A 19,764-nucleotide genomic window follows, 5' to 3' on the forward strand; every position below is an offset into this window, starting at 1 on the left:
GAGTCGAGTCATGGTCGAAACCGTTTCGCCGAAGCCAACCGCCTGCCTGGCCCTTGCAGATGGCACCGTGTTCTATGGACACGGGTTTGGCGCCACCGGGCGATGCGTGGCCGAGCTGTGCTTTAACACCGCAATGACCGGCTATCAGGAAATCATGACCGACCCTTCCTATGCAGGTCAGGTCGTCACCTTCACCTTCCCCCACATCGGCAACACCGGCGTCACCCCCGAGGATGACGAAACCGCCGACCCGGTGGCCGCAGGCATGGTGGTGAAATGGGATCCGACGCTGTCCTCCAACTGGCGCGCCACCGAAGAGCTGAAGTCCTGGCTCACCCGCACGGGCCGCATCGCCATCGGCGGCGTGGACACCCGCCGTCTGACTCGCGCGATCCGCCAGCAGGGCGCGCCGCATGTGGCGATGGAGCATAACCCGGACGGGAATTTCGATCTTGAGGCGCTGGTCGCCGCCGCCCGCGCCTGGCCCGGCCTTGAGGGCATGGACCTCGCCAAGGACGTGACCTGCGCGCAGTCCTACCGCTGGGATGAGATGCGTTGGGCCTGGCCCGAGGGCTACACCCGTCAGGAAGAGCCCAAGCACAAGGTGGTCGCCATCGACTATGGTGCCAAGCGCAACATCCTGCGCTGCCTCGCCTCGGCGGGCTGCGATGTCACCGTGCTGCCGGCCACCGCAACCTCGGAAGAGGTACTGGCCCATGGCCCTGATGGTGTGTTCCTCTCCAATGGCCCCGGCGACCCGGCCGCAACCGGCGCATACGCTGTGCCGATGATCAAGGAAATCCTGGATAAGACCGACTTGCCGGTCTTTGGGATCTGTCTGGGCCACCAGATGCTCGCACTCGCTTTGGGGGCCAAGACCACCAAGATGAACCACGGCCACCACGGCGCCAACCACCCGGTCAAGGAACACGGCACCGGCAAGGTGGAGATCACGTCGATGAACCACGGCTTTGCAGTGGATGCTCAAACCCTGCCCGAGGGCGTCGAAGAGACCCATGTCTCGCTGTTTGACGGCTCCAACTGCGGCATTCGCATGACCGATCGCCCGGTCTACTCCGTGCAGCACCACCCCGAGGCCAGCCCCGGCCCGCAGGACAGTTTCTATCTGTTCGAGCGCTTTGCAGAGGCGATGGCCGCGCGCAAGGCCTGATCGAGCCGCCGTTTCAGTTCTGACACCGCCCGGTTGCCATGCAATCGGGCGGTGTCTTTTTGCGGCGGCTTTTCATCTATTGCGGGTGTTTAACTACGGTCGCTTCCGGCGCTCTGCTAGCCTCGGCGCATGGGCCAAAACCAAATGGATCTGCACCGGCGCAGCCGCGTCCTTTATCGCCGGTCTGCGCGTGCAGGTGGGGTGCGCCCCCCTGCAGCGGCTCCGCCCGATCTTGGGGACCTCCACAGGCAGCACCTCGACAATATCGCGCGTCTGGAACGCACTCGCCAGAAGGCAGCTGTGCAACGGATTGGGATTGATGAGCCTGACAAGGACATCCTGTCTCTGCGCCCACCCGCTTTTTGGATCAGGCATCAAGCGGTGCCACTGGAAATGCTTGGCCGAACCGCACTGGTGCTGATGGCCGATCCCGCCAGCCTTGCCGCCCTAAGGCAGGATCTTCGGGGTCAATTTGATGAGGTGATCCCAATTCCCACCCCCGCGGCAGAGATTGAGGCCATCTTGCTGAGGGCGCTTCAGGCACAGATGACACGGGAGGCTGCGCGCAGCGTTGCCCCCGCCCTCAGTTGCCGCAGCTTTGATTACCGCGCTGCCCGCGCCCCAGCCTTTGCAACGGGGACGCTTTTGTGTCTGTTTTCCATTCTCGCGCCGCATCTTGTGACTGCGGTGTTGGCTGTAGCGTCGCTTGTGACATTGCTGATGTTCACGGCCCTCAGGATCTCCGGCCTCTTGGCGGCGGCACGCCCGGACCAGCCGAAATCCGAAACACCCAAGGATCTGCCTCAGATGTCGATGCTGGTGCCGCTCTATCGTGAGGCGGAAATCGGCAAGCATCTCTTGCGCCGCCTGTGCCGCCTCACCTATCCGCGCGACCGCCTTGAGGTATTGCTTGTCCTTGAGGAAAACGACGATGTGACCCGAAATGCCGTAAAATGCGCAGACCTGCCCGATTGGTTCCGGGTGGTCGAGGTGCCGGGCGACGGCACGCTCACCACAAAGCCGCGCGCAATGAACTATGCGCTGAATTTCTGCCGGGGAGAGATCATCGGGATCTGGGATGCTGAAGATGCCCCAGCGCCAGACCAACTCGAGAGTGCGGCCAGCGCCTTTGCTCATGCCCCCCCCGACGTGGTGTGCTTTCAGGGAATTCTCGATTTCTACAATCCCAGCCGCAATCTGATTTCGCGCTGCTTTACGCTCGAATATGCGGGATGGTTTCGCGTCCTGCTCCAAGGCATCGCGCGGCTGGGGCTGGTGATCCCGCTTGGAGGCACCACGCTGTTTATCCGCCGCGACGCGCTCGAACAGCTGGGCGCGTGGGATGCACATAACGTCACCGAGGATGCCGACCTTGGCGTGCGGATTGCGCGCGCGTGCTATCGCACCGAAATGCTGCCCACAACCACCTATGAAGAAGCCAACAGCCGCATCACGCCCTGGATCAAACAGCGGTCTCGCTGGCTGAAGGGGTTCATGATGACCTATCTGGTCCACATGCGCGCCCCAAAGGCACTGTTACGGGATGTCGGGTGGCGGCGTTTCTGGGGGCTACAGGCGTTCTTTCTGGGCACCCTCGGGCAATTCCTGCTGGCACCAGTCCTCTGGAGCTTCTGGCTGGTGGCGCTCGGAGTATCGCATCCGCTCGAAGCGTCACTGCCCCGGGATATGCTGTCTGTCGCTGTCGGGGCGCTTGTGTTCTTTGAGGTGCTCAACCTGTGCATCTGGTATTGCGGCGCACGGGCTTCGGGGCGGCCAGTCCTCGCGTTCTGCGCGCCCCTGATGCCTCTCTATTTCATACTTGGCTGTTTTGCCGCCTACAAAGCCCTCTGGGAGGTGTTCGCAGCGCCGTTTTTCTGGGACAAGACCGCGCATGGGGATCATGGCGGCACCACAGAGCATTGACCTCAGCCGCCGCGTGCGCCCGCGTCCTGTTTCAATCGCGTGGTGAAGGCCACCGAGATATGATCCTTCAGCGCCTGCCCTGCCGCCGCCTCATCCCGGTTGGCAATCGCCGCGACAATCGCCTTATGCTCGTCTTGCGCGATGCGCCCGCGCCCCTCGGCAGCCAGCGATGTCGTGGCCATCAGCGCCATGGAGCGATGCACCAGATCCAGTTGCTGCACCAGATAGCGGTTGTGGGAGGCCAGATGGATCTGCTGGTGAAACCGCCGGTTCGCCTTGGCAAGTTCGACCGGGTTGTCGATCAGCGCATCGTCGGCCTCGACCATGTCGCGCAGAACCTGCACCTCTTCGTCGGTGGCATGGCGGGCCGCCAGCGCCGCCGCCAGCCCCTCCAGCTCGCGGCGCACCACATAAAGCTCTGCCATCTGGTTGTGATCAAGCGAGGCCACGATCAGTGACCGGCCATCACGCTCCAGAAGGCTCTGGGTTTCCAGCCGCTGCAATGCCTCGCGAATGGGCGTGCGCGACACCCCAAAACGATCCGCCAGATCATTCTCGACCAAGCGGTCGCCGGGTTTGAACATGCCCACGTCGATGGCATCGAGGATCAGCCCATAGGCGTCTTTCTGGGTGCTGCTCTTCGTCTGGCTCATCGGCGTGTCGCTCTCCATTGCACCACAATGTTCTACGCCCTGCCTGCGGGGCAATCAAGCCTGAGCCCCAAGGTCGCGCGTGCTATTGCATTGCGAATCCAAGGCATAGCGCCTAGGTCTCGGGCCATGGTCAAGCAATCCTTCTCTCACGTCGAACACTGGGTGTTCGATCTCGACAACACGCTCTATCACCCTTCTGCCCGTCTGTTTGATCAGATCGAGGCCAAGATGATCACCTATGTGATGGAGACCCTCCAGATCGATCACGGGGCCGCCGACAAGCTGCGTGGCGACTATTGGCGCAATCACGGCACCACGCTGGCGGGGCTGATGAAGGAACATGACATCGATCCCGACCCGTTTCTGGTCGCGGTGCATGACATCTCGCTCGACCATCTGGAGCCGGACCAGACGCTCGCAGGTCACATCAAGGCACTCCCGGGGCGCAAGATCGTCTACACCAACGGCTCTGCACCCTATGCAGAGCGCGTGCTGGCCGCGCGGGGGCTGACGGGGCTGTTTGACGGGATATTTGGCGTCGAACATGCAGATTATCGCCCCAAACCCGAGCGCAGCGCCTTTGAACGGGTGTTTGAACGGGCCGGTGTCGACACCACACGGGCGGCGATGTTCGAGGATGATCCACGCAACCTCAACGCGCCACACGCCATGGGGATGCGCACGGTGCATGTGGCGCCCGAGGCCCACCCGGGCGATCACATCCACCATCACACCGAAGATCTGACCGCTTTTCTCGGTCAACTGCGGTAGCCTGTCGCAGCGACGAAAATGCACATGTCGCAGTCATCTTTGGCACCCTATATCGCGCAGAGACACGATATCACGGAGCCTGCCATGACTGCTTACACACTGCCCCCCAAGCTCAGCACCTTTGAGCGGATCATGTTCCGCGTTCCGCTTCTGGGACGGATCTGGAAGGAAGTCAGCTATGGCGACGAAGAAAACATCTACTATGCCATCGCGACCTTCCTGAGCCTCTGGGGCATCTCTGTCATGCTGTTTGGCCTGCCCGGCCTTTATCTGCCGGCATTGGCGCTGGTGCCGGTGATATGGATCCTTTTGATCCTGATTTCGCGCGGCTGACCCTACCTGCGGCACAGCGCCGCTTGTGTTTCGCCCGCCCCGCGCCCTATGTCTCCTCCCATAGACATTGCGCGGGGCCGAGGTGATGAACCAGACATGTGACATCCTGATTTCCGGAGGCGGCATTGCCGGGTTGACGGCAGCTGCGGGGTTTGCGGCGCGGGGCTTTTCGGTGATCTGTGTCGATCCCACAGCCCCGGTCACCACGCGTGAGGACGCGGGGGCCGACTTGCGCACCACCGCGTTTTTGCAGCCGGCCAAGTCGCTCCTCGAAGAGGCGGGGCTCTGGTCCCGGTTTGCGCCTCATGCGGCGCCATTGCAGATCATGCGCATCATTGACGCTGGGGGCGCAGACCCAGAGCCCCGTGTGGTGCGTGAATTCAATGCTGCCGAGATTTCCGAGCTGCCTTTTGGCTGGAACCTGCCGAACTGGCTGTTGCGGCGCGAGATGCTGGGGCGGATTGCTGAACTCGCCAATGCCGAGTTCAGGCCCGGCGTCGGCACCCAAAGCCTGTTCACCCGAACCAACGAGGCGCGTGTGACCCTCACCGATGGCAGTCGTGTGCACTGCAAATTGGTGCTGGCCTGTGATGGGCGCGCCTCACCCATGCGCGAGGCCGCGGGGATCGATGTGCAGACCACCCGCTATGGCCAGAAGGCGCTGGCCTTTGCCGTCACGCACGACACCCCTCACGAAAACGTCTCGACCGAGATCCATCGCACAGGCGGCCCGTTCACTCTGGTGCCGCTGCCGGATCTCGAGGGGCGCCCCTCCTCGGCAATAGTCTGGATGGAGACCAGTGCCAATGCCGACCGGCTTGCTGCATTGGATGAGGTGGATTTTGAGGCGGAGATGAACATCCGCTCTTGTGGCGTTCTCGGCCAGTTGAGCCTGGCGTCGCGCCGAACGCTCTGGCCCATCATCAGCCAGCGCGCCTCGCGCCTTGTCGGGGAGCGTCTGGCCCTGATGGCGGAGGCTGCGCATGTGGTGCCGCCCATCGGGGCGCAGGGGCTCAATATGTCGCTGGCGGATCTGCGGGTTCTGATGGACCTTGCGGATGCGCGTCCAGAGGGCTTGGGCGATCAGGCGATGCTCAACGCCTATGAAAAGGCCCGCCACAGCGACATCAAGCTGCGTGTGAGCGGGATTGATCTCCTCAATCGCGCGTCGATGATGGAGGCGCGGCCTCTGCGCGATCTGCGTGCCGGAGGACTCAACGCGCTCTATTCCCTGCCGCAGGTGCGCAAGATGCTGATGCAGATGGGGCTTGGCGTGCGATAGAAAACGGGCCTGCCCCAAAGGGCAGGCCCGCGCCTCCGGCGGAGATATTTTTGAAAAGATGAAGCGCTGTCAGAGCAGCTGGTCGAGCACGGTTTTAAGCCGCGAGAGCGTGCCGTTCACATCATAAAGTTTATCAAGACCAAATAGCCCAAGGCGGAAGGTCATGAAGCCATCGGGTTCGTCCACCGCAAGCGGCACGCCCGCAGCAATCTGCATGCCTTGATCGGAGAATTTCTTGCCATTCTGGATCTGGGGATCATCAGTGTAGCTTACGACCACACCCGGCGCGCCAAAGCCCTCGGCGGCGACGGAGGTGACGCCCTTTTTGGCAAGCATTTCGCGCACACCATTGCCGAGTTTCCACTGGGCCTCGCGCAGGCGCTTAAAGCCATAAGCCTTGGTTTCCGCCATCGTGTCCCGGAATTGACGCAGCGCGTCCGTCGGCATGGTGGCGTGATAGGCGTGGCCGCCGTCCTCATAGGCCTGCATGATCGCACGCCATTTCTTGAGGTCGATGGCGAAACTGTCTGAGGTGGTCTCCTCCAGACGCGCAAGCGCGCGTTTTGAGAGCATCACCAGACCCGCTGAAGGGGAGGCGCTCCAGCCCTTTTGCGGGGCCGAGATCAGCACGTCGACGCCTGTAGCCCTCATATCGACCCAGGCGCAGCCAGAGGCGATGCAATCGAGCACCATCAATGCGCCGACCTCATGCGCGGCGGTCGCCATCCGGGTCACATAGTCATCGGGCAGGATCACGCCCGCAGACGTTTCCACATGCGGGGCAAAGACGATGGAGGGCTTTTGCTCCAGGATTGCCTTGGTGACGTCTTCAATGGGTGCGGGTGCAAAAGGAGACTGCGCCCCATTTCCAATCTGACGCGCCTTGAGAACGGTTGCGGATTTTGTGAGGCCGCCGGATTCAAAAATTTGACTCCAGCGGTAGGAAAACCAGCCGTTACGCACCACCAACGCATCCTGATCGCGGGCGAACTGGCGGGCCACCGCCTCCATTGCGAAGGTGCCGCCGCCGGGCACCAATGCGGTGGCGTCGGCCTTGTAGACCTCTTTCAGCATGGCGTTGATGTCCAGCATCACCTGCTGAAATTCCTTTGACATGTGATTGAGGGAGCGGTCGGTGAAGACCACCGAGAACTCATCCAGACCATCGGGGTCGACTGTCTCCAAGAGGGCCATGTGAAATCTCCTTGCTGCAATTGTGTTGGCTGAGGCCGGTTGCCCCTGTCATGGCAGAGCCGCTCTGCTGGCTCAAGCGCCACGTGGCTACAGCTCTTGTCGCACAATCCGATTAATCCGGTTCAGCCCAGGGGGCCGGGGCGGCGTTCTTCGGACAGGAGCACATTGGCGTCCACATTACCCGCCCCCGGCAGCGTCATGATCCGCCGCCGCAGGACGCGTTCGAAATCGGCGATGTCGCGCGCCACGACCCGCAGGCGATAGTCATAAAACCCCAGCACATGTTCGACTGTCTGCACTTCGGGAATGGCCGAGACTGCGCGCTCGAAATCGTCAAGGCTCACCCGTCCCTTGGTGGCAAGTTTTACGCCCACAAAGACCGTGACGCCAAACCCCAGCTTTTGCAGGTCCAGATCCAGCACGCGGTGCGACAGGATTCCCGCCTCTTCCAGCCGTTTGATCCGCCGCCATGTGGCAGGCTGGCTGAGGCCAAGCGCCCGCCCCAAGGCCCCGGCCGTCTGGGTGGCGTCCTGCGACAGCGCCCGCAAAAGAGCCAGATCGGTTGCATCCAGCCCGGTCATAGCGGCAGCGCCGTGCGGGTGGTGATCCGCGCCACATGCATCAGCGCCTCAATATCCGTGATATTTGGCAGCTGCAGGATGTGGTCGCGGTAAAGCGCCTGATAATGGGCCATATCGCGGGCAATCACGCTGAGACGCACATCAACCTGACCGAGGAATGTCTGGATTTCCAGCACCTCGGGAATCTCGCGCGCCGCCGGGATGAATTCGTCAAAGGCCCTTGGATTGGTCTTGTCGAGCGTCACCCGCAGCGACACTTCCACCGCGTAGCCCAAAGCCTGCCAATCGATCACCGCCCGCACCCCCAAGAGCACGCCCCCCTCGCGCAGTTTTTCAAGACGGCGCGACAGCCGTGACGACGTCAGCCCAAGCCGGTCTGCGAGATCCGGAAGCGATTGGGTCGGGTCATCCTGAAGGTTGCGCAATATGCGTCGGTCGAGGTCATCAAGCATAGATATTATGATAATTCAGCATTTGGAGAATAGCTATCGCGAATCTTTGTGAATTTATACTGCAATCGCTCTCGTATTCCGCGGCCTGCCACCTATGCTCGTCAGCAGATTAGAAACTCAGGTCAAAGGATTGATCCGATGCGTGTGTACTACGACCGCGACTGCGACGTGAACCTCATCAAAGAAAAGAAAGTCGCCATCCTCGGCTATGGCTCGCAAGGTCACGCGCATGCGCTGAACCTGCGTGATTCCGGCGCCAAGAACCTCGTGATCGCCCTGCGCGAAGGCTCCCCTTCCGCCAAGAAAGCCGAAGCCGAAGGCCTGCAGGTCATGGGTATCGCCGAAGCCGCGGCCTGGTGTGACGTGATCATGTTCACCATGCCCGACGAACTGCAGGCAGAGACCTACAAGAAATACGTCCACGACAACATCAAGCCGGGCGCGGCGATTGCATTCGCCCACGGCCTGAACGTGCACTTCGGCCTGATCGAGCCCAAAGAAGGCGTCGACGTCATCATGATGGCGCCCAAAGGCCCCGGCCACACCGTGCGCGGCGAATACACCAAAGGCGGCGGCGTGCCCTGCCTCGTGGCCGTTCACAACGACGCATCCGGCTCTGCACTTGAAACTGCGCTGTCTTACTGCTCCGCGATTGGTGGCGGTCGCTCCGGCATCATCGAGACCAACTTCCGCGAAGAGTGTGAAACCGACCTCTTCGGCGAGCAGGCAGTCCTGTGTGGCGGTCTCGTCGAGCTGATCCGCTGCGGCTTTGAAACCCTCGTCGAGGCAGGCTACGCGCCGGAAATGGCCTATTTCGAGTGTCTGCACGAAGTGAAGCTGATCGTGGACCTGATCTATGAAGGCGGCATCGCCAACATGGACTACTCGATCTCCAACACTGCGGAATACGGCCAGTATGTCACCGGCCCGCGCATCCTGAAGTACGACGAGACCAAAGCCCGCATGAAAGAAGTCCTCGCCGACATCCAGCAGGGCAAATTCGTACGCGACTTCATGCTGGAAAACGCTGTAGGCCAGCCCACCATCAAAGCGTCCCGCCGTGCCAACGACGAGCACGCGATCGAGGCCACCGGCGCCAAGCTGCGTGAAATGATGCCCTGGATCTCTGCCGGCAAGATGGTCGACAAGTCCAAGAACTAAGGCCTGCGATTGCGGAGCTCAGGCTCCACAACCCGGACCTCTGCAGGGCGCCTCGGGAAACCGGGGCGCCTTCTCCACGTCACAGGGCTGCCGCGCGCCGCCGCCCCAGACGGTTCTGACCTGCTGACAGCAACACTCCAAGGAGACCACAATGCCGGAAATCGCACCCCGTTACTGGGCCATGGTGGCCGCCTTGGGTCTCACCTGGGGCGGCACCTTCATGGTGGTGGAATTGGCGCTGCGCGGCATCACACCCTTCTGGCTCGCGGCAGGGCGGATCGGCTTTGCCGCGCTCCTGCTTACTTCGATCTGGGGTCTGCGCGGCTTTCGCCTGTTTGAGACCCGCGCGAACTGGCCCGTGGTGATCTTCGTGGGCCTGCTCAGCTCCACCCTGCCCTTCATCCTGATCAGCTGGGGTCTGCAACATGTGACTTCGGGCTTTGCAGGCGTCAGCATGGCGGCCATCCCGCTGATGGTGCTGCCACTTGCGCATTTCTTTGCCGCCGAGCCGCTGACCCCGCGCCGACTGCTCGGTGTGATCATCGGCTTTCTGGGGGTCGCTTTGCTGATTGGCGGTCAGGCCTTCGAGAGCAATGGCTCCGATCTGGAATGGGCCGGGCGGCTGGCCTGCCTCACCGCCGCTGCCTGCTACTCGGTTTCTTCGATCTCGGTGCGCCGCCTTCCGGCGGTCGACTCGGTGGGGCTTGCGGCGGTCCTTTTGCTGATCGGCGCTCTGGGCATTCTGCCTGCGGCCTGGCTGGTTGAAGGTCCCCCGCCCGCCATCTCCTCAGAGACATGGATGTGGCTTGCTATCCTCGGCCTGATTCCGACCGCAGGCGCAAACCTCCTGCGCGTGCTGGTCATTCGCGGCGCAGGCCCCACCTTCATGAGCCTCACCAACTATCTGGTGCCGGTCTGTGCGGTGCTTTTTGGGGCACTCTTCCTGAAAGAAGCCCTCCCCAGCGTTCTCTTGTGGTCTCTGGCACTCATTCTCGCAGGCGTCGCGCTGAGCCAATACGGCGCCCTGAAGCGTCTCTTTGGCCTGAGCTGACACCTCTTTATTTTCTCGACAAGATCTCGGGGTGACGACTCTGCCTGTGGAGACAGAGCCCCCCATGAAGGGACCAAAGCAAACCCTGCGCCGCCGACCGTAAGCCCGGGCCGCATGTGCCTACTGCGTTGCCGCCTCTACAGCCGCAACCACATCGTCGACAGCACGGTTCAGCAACACCGGGTCCTCGCTCTCGGCCATCACGCGGATGAGCGGCTCGGTGCCAGACTTTCGGATCAACAGCCGCCCGCGGCCATTGAGCTGCTTTTCAGCCTCTGCAATCGCCGTTTGCACCTGATCCGCCTCCAATGGTGCCTGCCCGGCCTCGAACCGCACATTCTTGAGCAGCTGCGGAACCGGCTCAAACTGGCGCGCCAATTCCGAGGCCTTCTGCCCGCGCCGTACCATCTCGGCGAGGAAATGCAGCCCCGCCATCAGACCGTCGCCGGTGGTGGCATAATCGCTCATCACGATATGGCCGGATTGCTCACCGCCGAGGTTAAAGCCCCCCTGCCGCATGCGCTCCACCACATAGCGGTCCCCAACGCCGGTCCGCTCAAGACCGATGCCGCGCTCATTCAAGAACCGCTCGAGACCCAGGTTCGACATGACGGTTGCAACAAGTGCGCCGCCGCTCAACCGCCCATCCGCAGACCATGCCGAGGCCAGAAGCGCCATCAGCTGATCGCCGTCGGCGACGGTGCCGGTCTCGTCGATCACCACAACCCTGTCGGCATCACCGTCAAGGCAGATCCCCACATCGGCACCATGCGCCACCACCGTCTCGGCCGCCGCCGCCGGCTGGGTGGAGCCACAGCCGCGATTGATATTGAGCCCATCGGGCGACACCCCGACGGGGATCACATCTGCACCCAGCTCCCACAGGATTTCAGGCGCGGCGCGGTGGGCGGCCCCATTCGCGCAATCGATCACAACCTTCAGGCCATCCAGACGCATGTCACGCGGCAAAGAGCTCTTGACCCGCTCGCCATAGCGAAACCGTGCATCATCGATCCGTTTGGCGCGACCAATGTTCTGCGCCTGTGCAGGCTCGACACCCGCCTCAATCAGCGCCTCAAGCTCCAGTTCCACCTCATCCGAGAGCTTATAGCCATCGGGGCCAAAGAACTTGATGCCATTGTCCTCGGCCGGGTTGTGGCTGGCAGAGATCATCACGCCCAAATCTGCCCGCATCGAGCGGGTCATCAGACCCACGGCAGGCGTTGGCACGGGCCCCAGCAAAAGCACATTCATGCCTGTCGAGGTCAGCCCCGCCGTCAGCGCGTTTTCAAACATATAGCCCGAGAGGCGGGTGTCCTTGCCGATCACCACCCGGTGCACGGTGTCGTTTTCACGCCGGAAGTAGCGCCCAACAGCGGCCCCGATCCGAAGCGCCATCTCGGCGGTCATCGGATGCATATTGGCCTTGCCACGCACGCCATCGGTTCCAAAGAGTTTCCGCATCAAAGCTGCTCCCCTGCCCAGCGCAGCGCCGGACATTCCAACTGCTGCCGTGATCTCTTTCTATCGTGTGGCCTGCCACAGGCGCAGCGCCTGCGCCGTCTCTGCCACATCATGCACCCGTAGCAATTGCACGCCTTGAGCAAAACCCGCAAGCCCCACGGCAATAGATCCGGGCGCGCGGCGTGCAGCTTGCGGTTCTTTGCCAATCGCGCCGATGAATCCCTTGCGCGACACGCCCAGAAGGATCGGACAACCAATGCCGTGAAACAGGCTCAGATTGCGCAGGAGCGCCAGGTTATGCGCCTCCGTCTTGCCAAATCCGATACCGGGATCAATCACGATTTGCTCGCGCAGCACCCCGATCGCCTCGAGCTGGTCGACCTGCGCGGCAAGGAAATCATAGACGTCGAGCACCACGTTTTCGTAGTGCGGATTGTCCTGCATGGTCTTGGGATCGCCCTGCGCATGCATCACACAGACAGGAACCCCGGCCTGTGCCGCCAGCGGCGCCAGGGCCGCATCGAACGTAAAGCCCGACACATCATTGATGAGTGATGCCCCCGCCTCCAGCGCTTCCATGCCCACGGTGGCTTTGCGCGTGTCAATGGAGATCGCAACATCGCTTTGGTCGCGAATGGCGGCGATCACCGGAGCGGTGCGGGTGATTTCTGCAAGCTCCTCGACCTCTGCTGCGCCGGGGCGGGTGCTCTCGCCGCCGACGTCGATGATCGACGCCCCATCCGCCACCATCTGCAGCGCCGCATCGCAAGCGACATCCACTTCGTCGAACTGGCCGCCATCCGAGAAACTGTCCGGGGTCACATTGAGGATGCCCATGATCTGCGGCTGCGTCATGTCGAGCCCTGCAATCGCTGCGCGGCGGCTCATCAGGCGAAACCTGATCTCTTCGGGCAACAGGCCCGCTGGCACGATACGCGGTGGCGCGCTGCGATCCAGAACTTCGACTTCAGTGAACCAGAGCGCGCTGCCGGCGAGATGAATGGCGCCCTCGGGGCGCGCATCTCCATGACGAACCAGGGGGCGGTAGTAACTCACAGGGTATGTTGCTCCTCAGCATGGGCCCGCAGAGGCACGCCGGGGTTCTCCGGCAGCTCCGCGCCAATCACGATCATTTCTTCTGCTTCGAAAGTAGAAGCGAACCACGCCGCAAGTGCAACCGCATTTGATGGCGGCTCGCTGGGACCTTCGACCGCATCCAGCACGATCTTGGAGGGCGCCCAGACGCAGATCTGGCCATTTTTCATCGCCCAGTCCAGCTCAGTACGGGTTTCCACCACTTTGCAGCGCGAATCCCGCGCCGCCAGACGCCAGGCATTTTGCTCAATTGCCAGCAAATCAATGCGGCGCTGGGTCCATTTGTGCCCGGTCTGGGGCAGCGCCAGATCATGCGCCCCCACACAGAGGATCAAGGGCCGCTCGCGGCATTCCATCTGGTCGATCCAACCAGTGAGATTGTCGCTGTCGATCGCAGCGTTGGAGAGAAACATCAGTCGTGGATGCGGTTTCACATCTTCATCGGCCTCGTGCGAAACCTGATCCGCAGAGCGTACGATCTCCACCCCCAGCTTGCCCGGGCCACGATCCAGTTTCTCGATCCGCACAAAGGCCCGCACCGCCTGCGGCTCCCAGAGGATCCGCTCTGCCACGCGCTCCGCCAGGGTTTCCAGCAGCGCCAGCCGCTCGCGGGCCAGCTCGTGGGCAATGGCCTCGGTCACCTTGTCATACGACAGGATACGATCCACATCGTCATCGAGATCCGCCGGCAGTGGCGCGATTTCCACCACAACGTTGAAACATACACGCTGCGTGGTGCCGCGTTCCTGTTGAAAAGCCCCGATCTCCACCTCGACGATGTGATCGCGCAGGGAAATCCGGTCCAGCGCGCCGGGACGGGCCGTCGCGGCAGAGCGTTCGGAGGGATGCGCGAAGGCGAGATGGATGTCAGAACTCATGGTGTGGCCCCCGGCTGGCTTTGGAACAGGAAAAAGGCTGTGTCAGGAGTCACAGTCTTAGGTCCGTTCCAGCCGGATAACAGGCTCAGACCCGCCGTGCCAGAGCCGGAAAGCGGCGTATTCCGGTCTCCGGCGGGCAAAAAGCGCCAGTCTTAGTTCGAGGCCGTGCGGTAGCGCTCGTCCCGGTAGAACAGGTGCACGCCAATTCGCGCGGTCTTGGTAAACTTGCGCGACCAGCGTGGGCTAACGGCGGTGGTGTGGTAATAGGTGGCCCCTTGGGTGAGCTTTGGGTTCACCCCATCCAGCACCAGCCGCGCCACTTTGGCCACGCGCTCAAAGGCGCGGGGTTCGTGAATCACTTCTTTGTGGCCATCACAGGTATAGGTGAACTGGCACTGGTATTTGCGGCCCGTGCCCTGGTTGATGACACCGCAAAACGTATTCGGGAACTGGGCGCTTTGCACCCGGTTCTTGATCACTTCGGCCACTGCGAACTGGCCTTTGACGGTCTCGCCGCGCGCCTCGAAGTAGAGCGCCTCTGCGAGACATTCAAACTCGCTACCGCCCGTTGCGGCGGGGCGGCTGTCGAGGAAGTCGCGGGTGAATTCCACCTGCGTCACGCCATTGGTGCGGGTCTGGCGTTTTCCGCCCAAGAAACGCAGCATGCGCTCTTTGGGTGCGGCTTGAAGCGTCGACTGCTCCTGTTTGAAAAGCGCATCCAGCCCCATATCCGCAGAGGCCATGCTCCCGCCTAGTGTTGCCGCAACCACTGCGGCCCACATCAGTTTCCGTTTCATTCAGGGTACCCCCGGTCCATTTGCCTGCGGCCTGTCTCGTCCGCATGCGACGGCTTCGGGTAACGGAAATGTATCAAAACGTCCACCCAAGCGAACGTATACCCGTTATGCCCCAAGGTACATCTTGATGCGGCGATGTGTCTTTTGCCGACGAAGAACCCTGAAATCGTTAATTTTTTATGTATGTCGGCGCAATTTGGCCGGTTTTATCCGCGATCGCCAATTGTGCTGCCGCAAGCCGCGCGACAGGCACCCGGAAGGGCGAGCAAGACACGTAATCAAAGCCCGCCTCGCGGCAAAACGCGATTGATTCGGGATTGCCACCGTGTTCACCACAGATCGACAGGGTGATTTCGGGCTTCGCCATCCGCCCCCGCTGCACCCCGAGTTGCAACAGCTCTCCGACGCCGTCCACATCCAGCACATGGAAGGGATCTTCGGGAAAGACGCCCTGCTGCACATAGGCCGACATGAACCGTCCCGCATCATCGCGCGACAGACCATAGGTCATCTGCGTGAGATCGTTGGTGCCAAAGCTCATGAAGGCCGTATGCGCGGCAATCTCATCGGCCCGGAGGGCCGCCCGTGGGGTCTCGACCATCACACCGAGCCGATAGGTGAAATCGGCGCCGCGCTCGGATTTCACGGCTGCGGCCACCGCATCGATACGCGCCTTGACCAGTTCCACTTCGCGTTTGGCAGACACCAACGGGATCATGATCTCAGGCACCACTGGCGCCCCATCGCGCGAGGCCTCGAGCGTGGCTTCAAAGATCGCGCGCGCCTGCATGTCGTAGATCTCGGGCACCGTCACCCCGAGACGCACGCCGCGCAGACCCAGCATGGGGTTGTACTCCCCCATTTCCGCAACCCGGCGTGTCACGTCGCTCACCGGCAGGCCCAGAGCCTCGGAGAGTTCGCGCTGTCCGGCAGTGGTGGTGGGCAGGAATTCATGCAATGGCGGGTCAAACAGCCGGATGCACACCGGCAGACCTTCCATGATACGGAAAAGCTCGCGAAAATCCTTGCGCTGCATCGGCAGGAGACGCGCCAGAACCGCCGCCCGCCCGGAAGAGGTCTCGGCAAAGATCATCTCGCGCATCACCGTAAGGCGACCCGGATCAAAGAACATGTGCTCGGTCCGGCACAGACCAATACCCTCGGCGTTGAAATTGCGCGCGGTCTGCGCATCGGCAGGCGTGTCGGCATTGGCGCGGATCGCAATGTCGCGCGCCGCATCCGCCCAGGCCATCAACGTCACCAGCGCATCATCCTCGGCGGCCTCGACCATGGCGGGTTCTCCAGCAAGCACCTCGCCCGAGGTGCCATCCACGGTGATGATCTCGCCTGCCTTGAAAACTCGCCCATCCGGGGCCGTCAGCTGTTTGCGCCGACTGTCGAACCGCAGGCGCGACGCGCCCACGATACAGGGCAGCCCCAGCCCGCGACCAATCACCGCCGCATGGCTGGTCATTCCGCCTTTTTCCGTCAGTACACCCGCAGCCGCATGCATGCCCCGCACATCCTCTGGCGAAGTCTCACGTCGCGCCAGAATGCAGGGTTCGCCACGCGACTTGCTGGCCTGCGCCTCGGTCGCGGTGAAAACCAGACGCCCGGTGGCCGCGCCCGGACTTGCGGCAATGCCGCTGCCAATCACGTCCCGTTTGGCATTCGGGTCCACCTGGCGGTGCAGCAATTCGTTGAGCGAATAGGCATCCACCCGCATCAGCGCCTCTTCGGCGGGAATGATCCCGTCCTCTGCCAGCCGCACCGCAATCCGCACCGCCGCGCGCGAAGAACGTGGTACCCGCACCCCGTCGAGAATATGCACACGGCCATTTTCGATGACGAATTCCACCTGCATTTCGGCACGCAGTTTTCTACGCATCAGCGCCGCATGGGCCTTCAACTCGGCAAAGGCCTCGGGCGCCAGCTCCTCAAGCGAGGGGCCGCGTTCGTCCTGCTCGAGATAGATTGCCTCCGCATCAACCCCGAGCGCGTCGCGCCCCTGGCTTTGGCTCAGATAGCGTCCGGTGATCTGCGGCAGCCCGGTCTGCGAATTCACAAGCTGCAACACGCCTGAACCGCATTCACCCTGCCCCAGCCCCGGCACCATCTCTTGCACAATGAGACCCAGCCCCGCGTCTTCGGGCGCGCCTTTCGCGGCGCGCAACAGCCGCGCGGACGTGCCCTCCCACGCGCGCGCCATGGAGCGCAGAACCGCCGCCAGCTGCTCGCCCGGATCTTGGGGGAACGGCTCTTCAGCCTCAGCCTCATAGGCCTGCAGCATTTCGCTCAGCGCATCGGGGCCGCCGTCCTCGACGTCCTCAAACACATCCGGGTCCAGCCGCGCCACATGCACCGCATAGGACTGCACAAACCGCAAATAGAGCGCCGCCGCCGCCGCCGGTCCCAGCGTGTCGCTCAACTCCACGTAGCGCGCGTCATTCATGCCGATGTTCAAAACCGCTCCGGGACCGCCCCAGTCGGGATCCTCGGAGGAGGGCCGCACACACAAAAGCGCGCCGGGTCGCAGATCCGCAAGGATCGCGTTCACATCCACCATGTAGCCCTCGGCGATCTCATGCACCGCATCAAACGAGAGCGCCACGGTCTGCGGCACCGGTAGCTCCAAGCGAACCAGCCGCTGCAGGCACTTGGCCCGCCCGCCATGGGTCTGATTGGCGATCGGTGCGGTCGCGGTGATCAAAGTGGACTTCGGGGTGGTGTCCATCGGTTCGTCCCCTGTCTGTTTCTGCAACGCAGCGATCCTCCCTGCCCCTGAGCATAATGCGCGCAGGCCGTCCCGCAAGGAAAAGCACGTCGCCCCTGCTACAAAAACGACCCCCGCCATATCTGGCGAGGGTCGAAGCGTGCAAAATATGTCTGCGCGATCAGCCCTCGATGCGGCTCAGGTCCGCCACCTGACCGCAGACCTTGCGGATCTGGCTGAGGAGATTGAGCCGGTTGCGGCGCACTACCGGATTGTCGGAATTGACCTGCACCGCCTCAAAGAAGGCATCCACCGGCGCACGCAATGCGGCCATGCCGCCCATGGCGGCCGCGAAATCCTCGGCCTCGATGGCCGTGGAGATCGCTGCCTCGTTTGCAGCCAGCGCTTCAAAGAGCGCCGCCTCGGCAGGATCCTCGACGAATTTCTTGTCCGCGCCAAAGGAATATTCGACGCCGTCTTTTTCCTCGGCCTGCGACAATATGTTGTTGGCGCGTTTGAACCCTTGCAGCAGGTTCTCGCCATCCTCGGATTTCATAAAATCCTCAAGCGCGCGGGCGCGTTTCACCAAAAGTGTCAGATCGTCACTGCCCTCCATCGCGATGCAGGCGTCGATCACATCATGGCGAATCCCCTGATCGCGCAGAAAGACCTTGAGGCGGTCGTGGAAGAACGACAGAAGATCCGACCCATCCGCGCCCTCATAGGCTTTTGCAAAGACTTCTTTCAAACCCACTCGCACATCGTTCGAGAGCACCAACCGAATAACCCCGAGTGCCGCACGGCGCAGCGCGTAGGGGTCTTTGGACCCGGTGGGCTTTTCATCAATCGCCCAGAACCCGGTGAGCGTGTCGATCTTATCCGCAAGCGCCACGGCGACCGAAACGGGCTCTGTCGGCACATCATCGCTGGGGCCCAGGGGCGAATAATGCAGCTCACAGGCATTGGCGACCTCTTGCGGCAGCCCGGCAGCCTGAGCGTAATAGCGGCCCATCAGGCCCTGCAGTTCAGGAAACTCATAAACCATCTCGGAGCTGAGGTCGGCCTTGGCGACCTTCGCCGCCTGTTCCGCCAGATCCGCATCCGCACCCACAACGGGGGCAATCTCGCGTGCCAGCGCCGCAATCCGGTCGATGCGCGCGGCCTGAGTGCCAAGCTTGTTGTGGAAGGTCACATTGCCAAGGCTCTCGAGCCAGCCTTCCACGCCGACCTCGGATTTTGCGATGCGCAGGTCGTTCTCCCAGAAGAACTTCGCATCTGCCAGACGCGCGCTCAGCACCTTTTGGTTGCCCGCCAGAATGGTCGCGCCATTGTCTGCGGTTTCGCGGTTGGCCACGGTGATGAATTTCTCAATCCGCCCGGTCTTGGGATTCTTTACCGAGAAGAACTTCTGGTGCTCTTTCATAGAGGTCTGCAGCACCTCCGGCGGCAGGTCGAGGAACTCCGCATCAATCGAGCCCATCAGAACCACCGGCCATTCCACCAGCCCTGCAACCTCGGCCAGAAGACCCTTGTCATCGACAACCTCAAGACCCGAGGCAAAGGCCTGATTTGTGGCATCCTGCCAGATCGCCGCCTCGCGCTCCTTGGGGTCGAGCACCACGAAGGCGCGTTTGAGCTTGGCGGCGTAGTCCTCAAATCCCGTCACGGCAAAGCGCGCGGGCGCCATGAACCGATGACCCGCGGTGCTGTCGCCCGATGTGACACCGTCGATCTCCAGCGGGACCACCTCGCTGCCCTCTTCGCGGGTCAGAAGGCACAGGATGGAGTGCAACGGCCGCACCCACCGCAAAGCGCCTGCCCCCCAGCGCATCGACTTGGGCCAAGGGAAATTGCGAATGGTGTCTTCGAGCACCTCTGCAATGATCTCGGCCGCCGGGCGGCCCGGCTTTTCGATGGTGGCAAAGTAGACCGCACCTTTGGGGGTGTCGCGTTCCTCAAGCTGGTCGCGTGTCAGCCCCGCACCGCGCAAAAAGCCCTCGATGGCCTTCTCGGGCGCGCCGACCTTGGGGCCTTTGCGCTCTTCGCGCACGGTGGGGGAATGATCCAGGAGACCCTCGATGGCCAGCGTCAGGCGGCGCGGCGTCGTCAGCGCATGAGCCCCGGCATAGGTCAGCCCCGCCTCGACCAGACCGTCGGTCATCCGCTTCTTCAAATCTTCGCCCGCGCGCGCCTGCATGCGGGCGGGGATTTCCTCGGAGAAAAGTTCGATCAGAAGATCAGCCAT

17 protein-coding genes are annotated in these 19,764 nt (G+C 62.3%); 7 read left to right on the forward strand and 10 right to left on the reverse strand.

Annotated features, from left to right (window positions below):
* Positions 1–10: 10 nt before the first annotated feature.
* Both carA and TM1040_RS15895 read left to right on the forward strand, forming a co-directional pair.
* Positions 11–1,171: a glutamine-hydrolyzing carbamoyl-phosphate synthase small subunit gene (carA, locus tag TM1040_RS15890; protein ID WP_011539615.1), complete on the forward strand. Its 1,161-nt coding sequence runs from the start codon at positions 11–13 to the stop codon at positions 1,169–1,171.
* Positions 1,172–1,300: 129 nt separating this feature from the next.
* Complete coding sequence (locus TM1040_RS15895) at positions 1,301–3,094, forward strand: glycosyltransferase (protein WP_044026873.1); 1,794 nt, start codon at positions 1,301–1,303, stop codon at positions 3,092–3,094.
* Between the two features lie 2 nt (positions 3,095–3,096).
* Here the strand turns inward: TM1040_RS15895 and TM1040_RS15900 are convergent, their stop codons facing one another.
* Complete coding sequence (locus TM1040_RS15900) at positions 3,097–3,747, reverse strand: GntR family transcriptional regulator (protein ID WP_011539617.1); 651 nt, start codon at positions 3,745–3,747, stop codon at positions 3,097–3,099.
* Positions 3,748–3,873: 126 nt separating this feature from the next.
* On the opposite strand from TM1040_RS15900, the gene TM1040_RS15905 reads away from it, so the two are divergent.
* The 3 genes from TM1040_RS15905 (at position 3,874) to TM1040_RS15915 (ending at position 6,133) form a co-directional block, all read left to right on the forward strand.
* On the forward strand, positions 3,874–4,518 hold the full coding sequence (locus TM1040_RS15905; protein WP_011539618.1) for a pyrimidine 5'-nucleotidase: 645 nt from the start codon (positions 3,874–3,876) through the stop codon (positions 4,516–4,518).
* An 84-nt stretch (positions 4,519–4,602) separates the two neighbouring features.
* Positions 4,603–4,851: a hypothetical protein gene (locus tag TM1040_RS15910; protein ID WP_011539619.1), complete on the forward strand. Its 249-nt coding sequence runs from the start codon at positions 4,603–4,605 to the stop codon at positions 4,849–4,851.
* An 85-nt stretch (positions 4,852–4,936) separates the two neighbouring features.
* On the forward strand, positions 4,937–6,133 hold the full coding sequence (locus tag TM1040_RS15915) for a UbiH/UbiF family hydroxylase (protein ID WP_011539620.1): 1,197 nt from the start codon (positions 4,937–4,939) through the stop codon (positions 6,131–6,133).
* 69 nt (positions 6,134–6,202) lie between these two features.
* Here TM1040_RS15915 and TM1040_RS15920 read toward each other — a convergent pair whose 3' ends face one another.
* From TM1040_RS15920 to TM1040_RS15930, 3 genes are all read right to left on the reverse strand, one after another.
* Positions 6,203–7,327 carry an aminotransferase class V-fold PLP-dependent enzyme gene (locus TM1040_RS15920; protein ID WP_011539621.1) on the reverse strand — a complete coding sequence of 375 codons (1,125 nt, stop codon included), beginning with the start codon at positions 7,325–7,327 and terminating at the stop codon, positions 6,203–6,205.
* Positions 7,328–7,449: 122 nt separating this feature from the next.
* Entirely contained in the window at positions 7,450–7,908 is a 459-nt protein-coding gene (locus TM1040_RS15925) for an Lrp/AsnC family transcriptional regulator (RefSeq protein ID WP_011539622.1), read from the reverse strand.
* Positions 7,905–8,360 (reverse strand): Lrp/AsnC family transcriptional regulator, encoded by a 456-nt coding sequence (locus TM1040_RS15930; protein ID WP_011539623.1) that lies wholly within the window; start codon positions 8,358–8,360, stop codon positions 7,905–7,907. Before TM1040_RS15930 ends, TM1040_RS15925 begins: the two co-directional genes overlap by 4 nt.
* 138 nt (positions 8,361–8,498) lie before the next feature.
* Here TM1040_RS15930 and ilvC point away from each other — a divergent pair, with 138 nt between their 5' ends.
* Positions 8,499–9,521: a ketol-acid reductoisomerase gene (gene ilvC, locus TM1040_RS15935; protein ID WP_005632920.1), complete on the forward strand. Its 1,023-nt coding sequence runs from the start codon at positions 8,499–8,501 to the stop codon at positions 9,519–9,521.
* Between the two features lie 151 nt (positions 9,522–9,672).
* On the forward strand, positions 9,673–10,572 hold the full coding sequence (locus TM1040_RS15940) for a DMT family transporter (RefSeq protein ID WP_011539624.1): 900 nt from the start codon (positions 9,673–9,675) through the stop codon (positions 10,570–10,572).
* 120 nt (positions 10,573–10,692) lie between these two features.
* Here the strand turns inward: TM1040_RS15940 and glmM are convergent, their stop codons facing one another.
* From glmM to glyS, 6 genes are all read right to left on the reverse strand, one after another.
* On the reverse strand, positions 10,693–12,036 hold the full coding sequence (gene glmM, locus TM1040_RS15945; protein ID WP_011539625.1) for a phosphoglucosamine mutase: 1,344 nt from the start codon (positions 12,034–12,036) through the stop codon (positions 10,693–10,695).
* Between the two features lie 60 nt (positions 12,037–12,096).
* Positions 12,097–13,092 carry a dihydropteroate synthase gene (gene folP, locus TM1040_RS15950; protein ID WP_011539626.1) on the reverse strand — a complete coding sequence of 332 codons (996 nt, stop codon included), beginning with the start codon at positions 13,090–13,092 and terminating at the stop codon, positions 12,097–12,099.
* The gene (locus TM1040_RS15955; RefSeq protein WP_011539627.1) at positions 13,089–14,009 is read right to left on the reverse strand and encodes a dihydroneopterin aldolase; all 921 of its coding nucleotides are present in this window, start codon (positions 14,007–14,009) and stop codon (positions 13,089–13,091) included. Before TM1040_RS15955 ends, folP begins: the two co-directional genes overlap by 4 nt.
* 152 nt (positions 14,010–14,161) lie before the next feature.
* Positions 14,162–14,806: a cell wall hydrolase gene (locus tag TM1040_RS15960; RefSeq protein WP_011539628.1), complete on the reverse strand. Its 645-nt coding sequence runs from the start codon at positions 14,804–14,806 to the stop codon at positions 14,162–14,164.
* Between the two features lie 169 nt (positions 14,807–14,975).
* Positions 14,976–17,540 (reverse strand): putative PEP-binding protein, encoded by a 2,565-nt coding sequence (locus TM1040_RS15965; protein WP_011539629.1) that lies wholly within the window; start codon positions 17,538–17,540, stop codon positions 14,976–14,978.
* 160 nt (positions 17,541–17,700) lie between these two features.
* Positions 17,701–19,764 (reverse strand): glycine--tRNA ligase subunit beta, encoded by a 2,064-nt coding sequence (gene glyS, locus TM1040_RS15970; RefSeq protein ID WP_011539630.1) that lies wholly within the window; start codon positions 19,762–19,764, stop codon positions 17,701–17,703.

Origin of the sequence: Ruegeria sp. TM1040, assembly GCF_000014065.1 — a bacterium.
Taxonomy (GTDB): domain Bacteria; phylum Pseudomonadota; class Alphaproteobacteria; order Rhodobacterales; family Rhodobacteraceae; genus Epibacterium.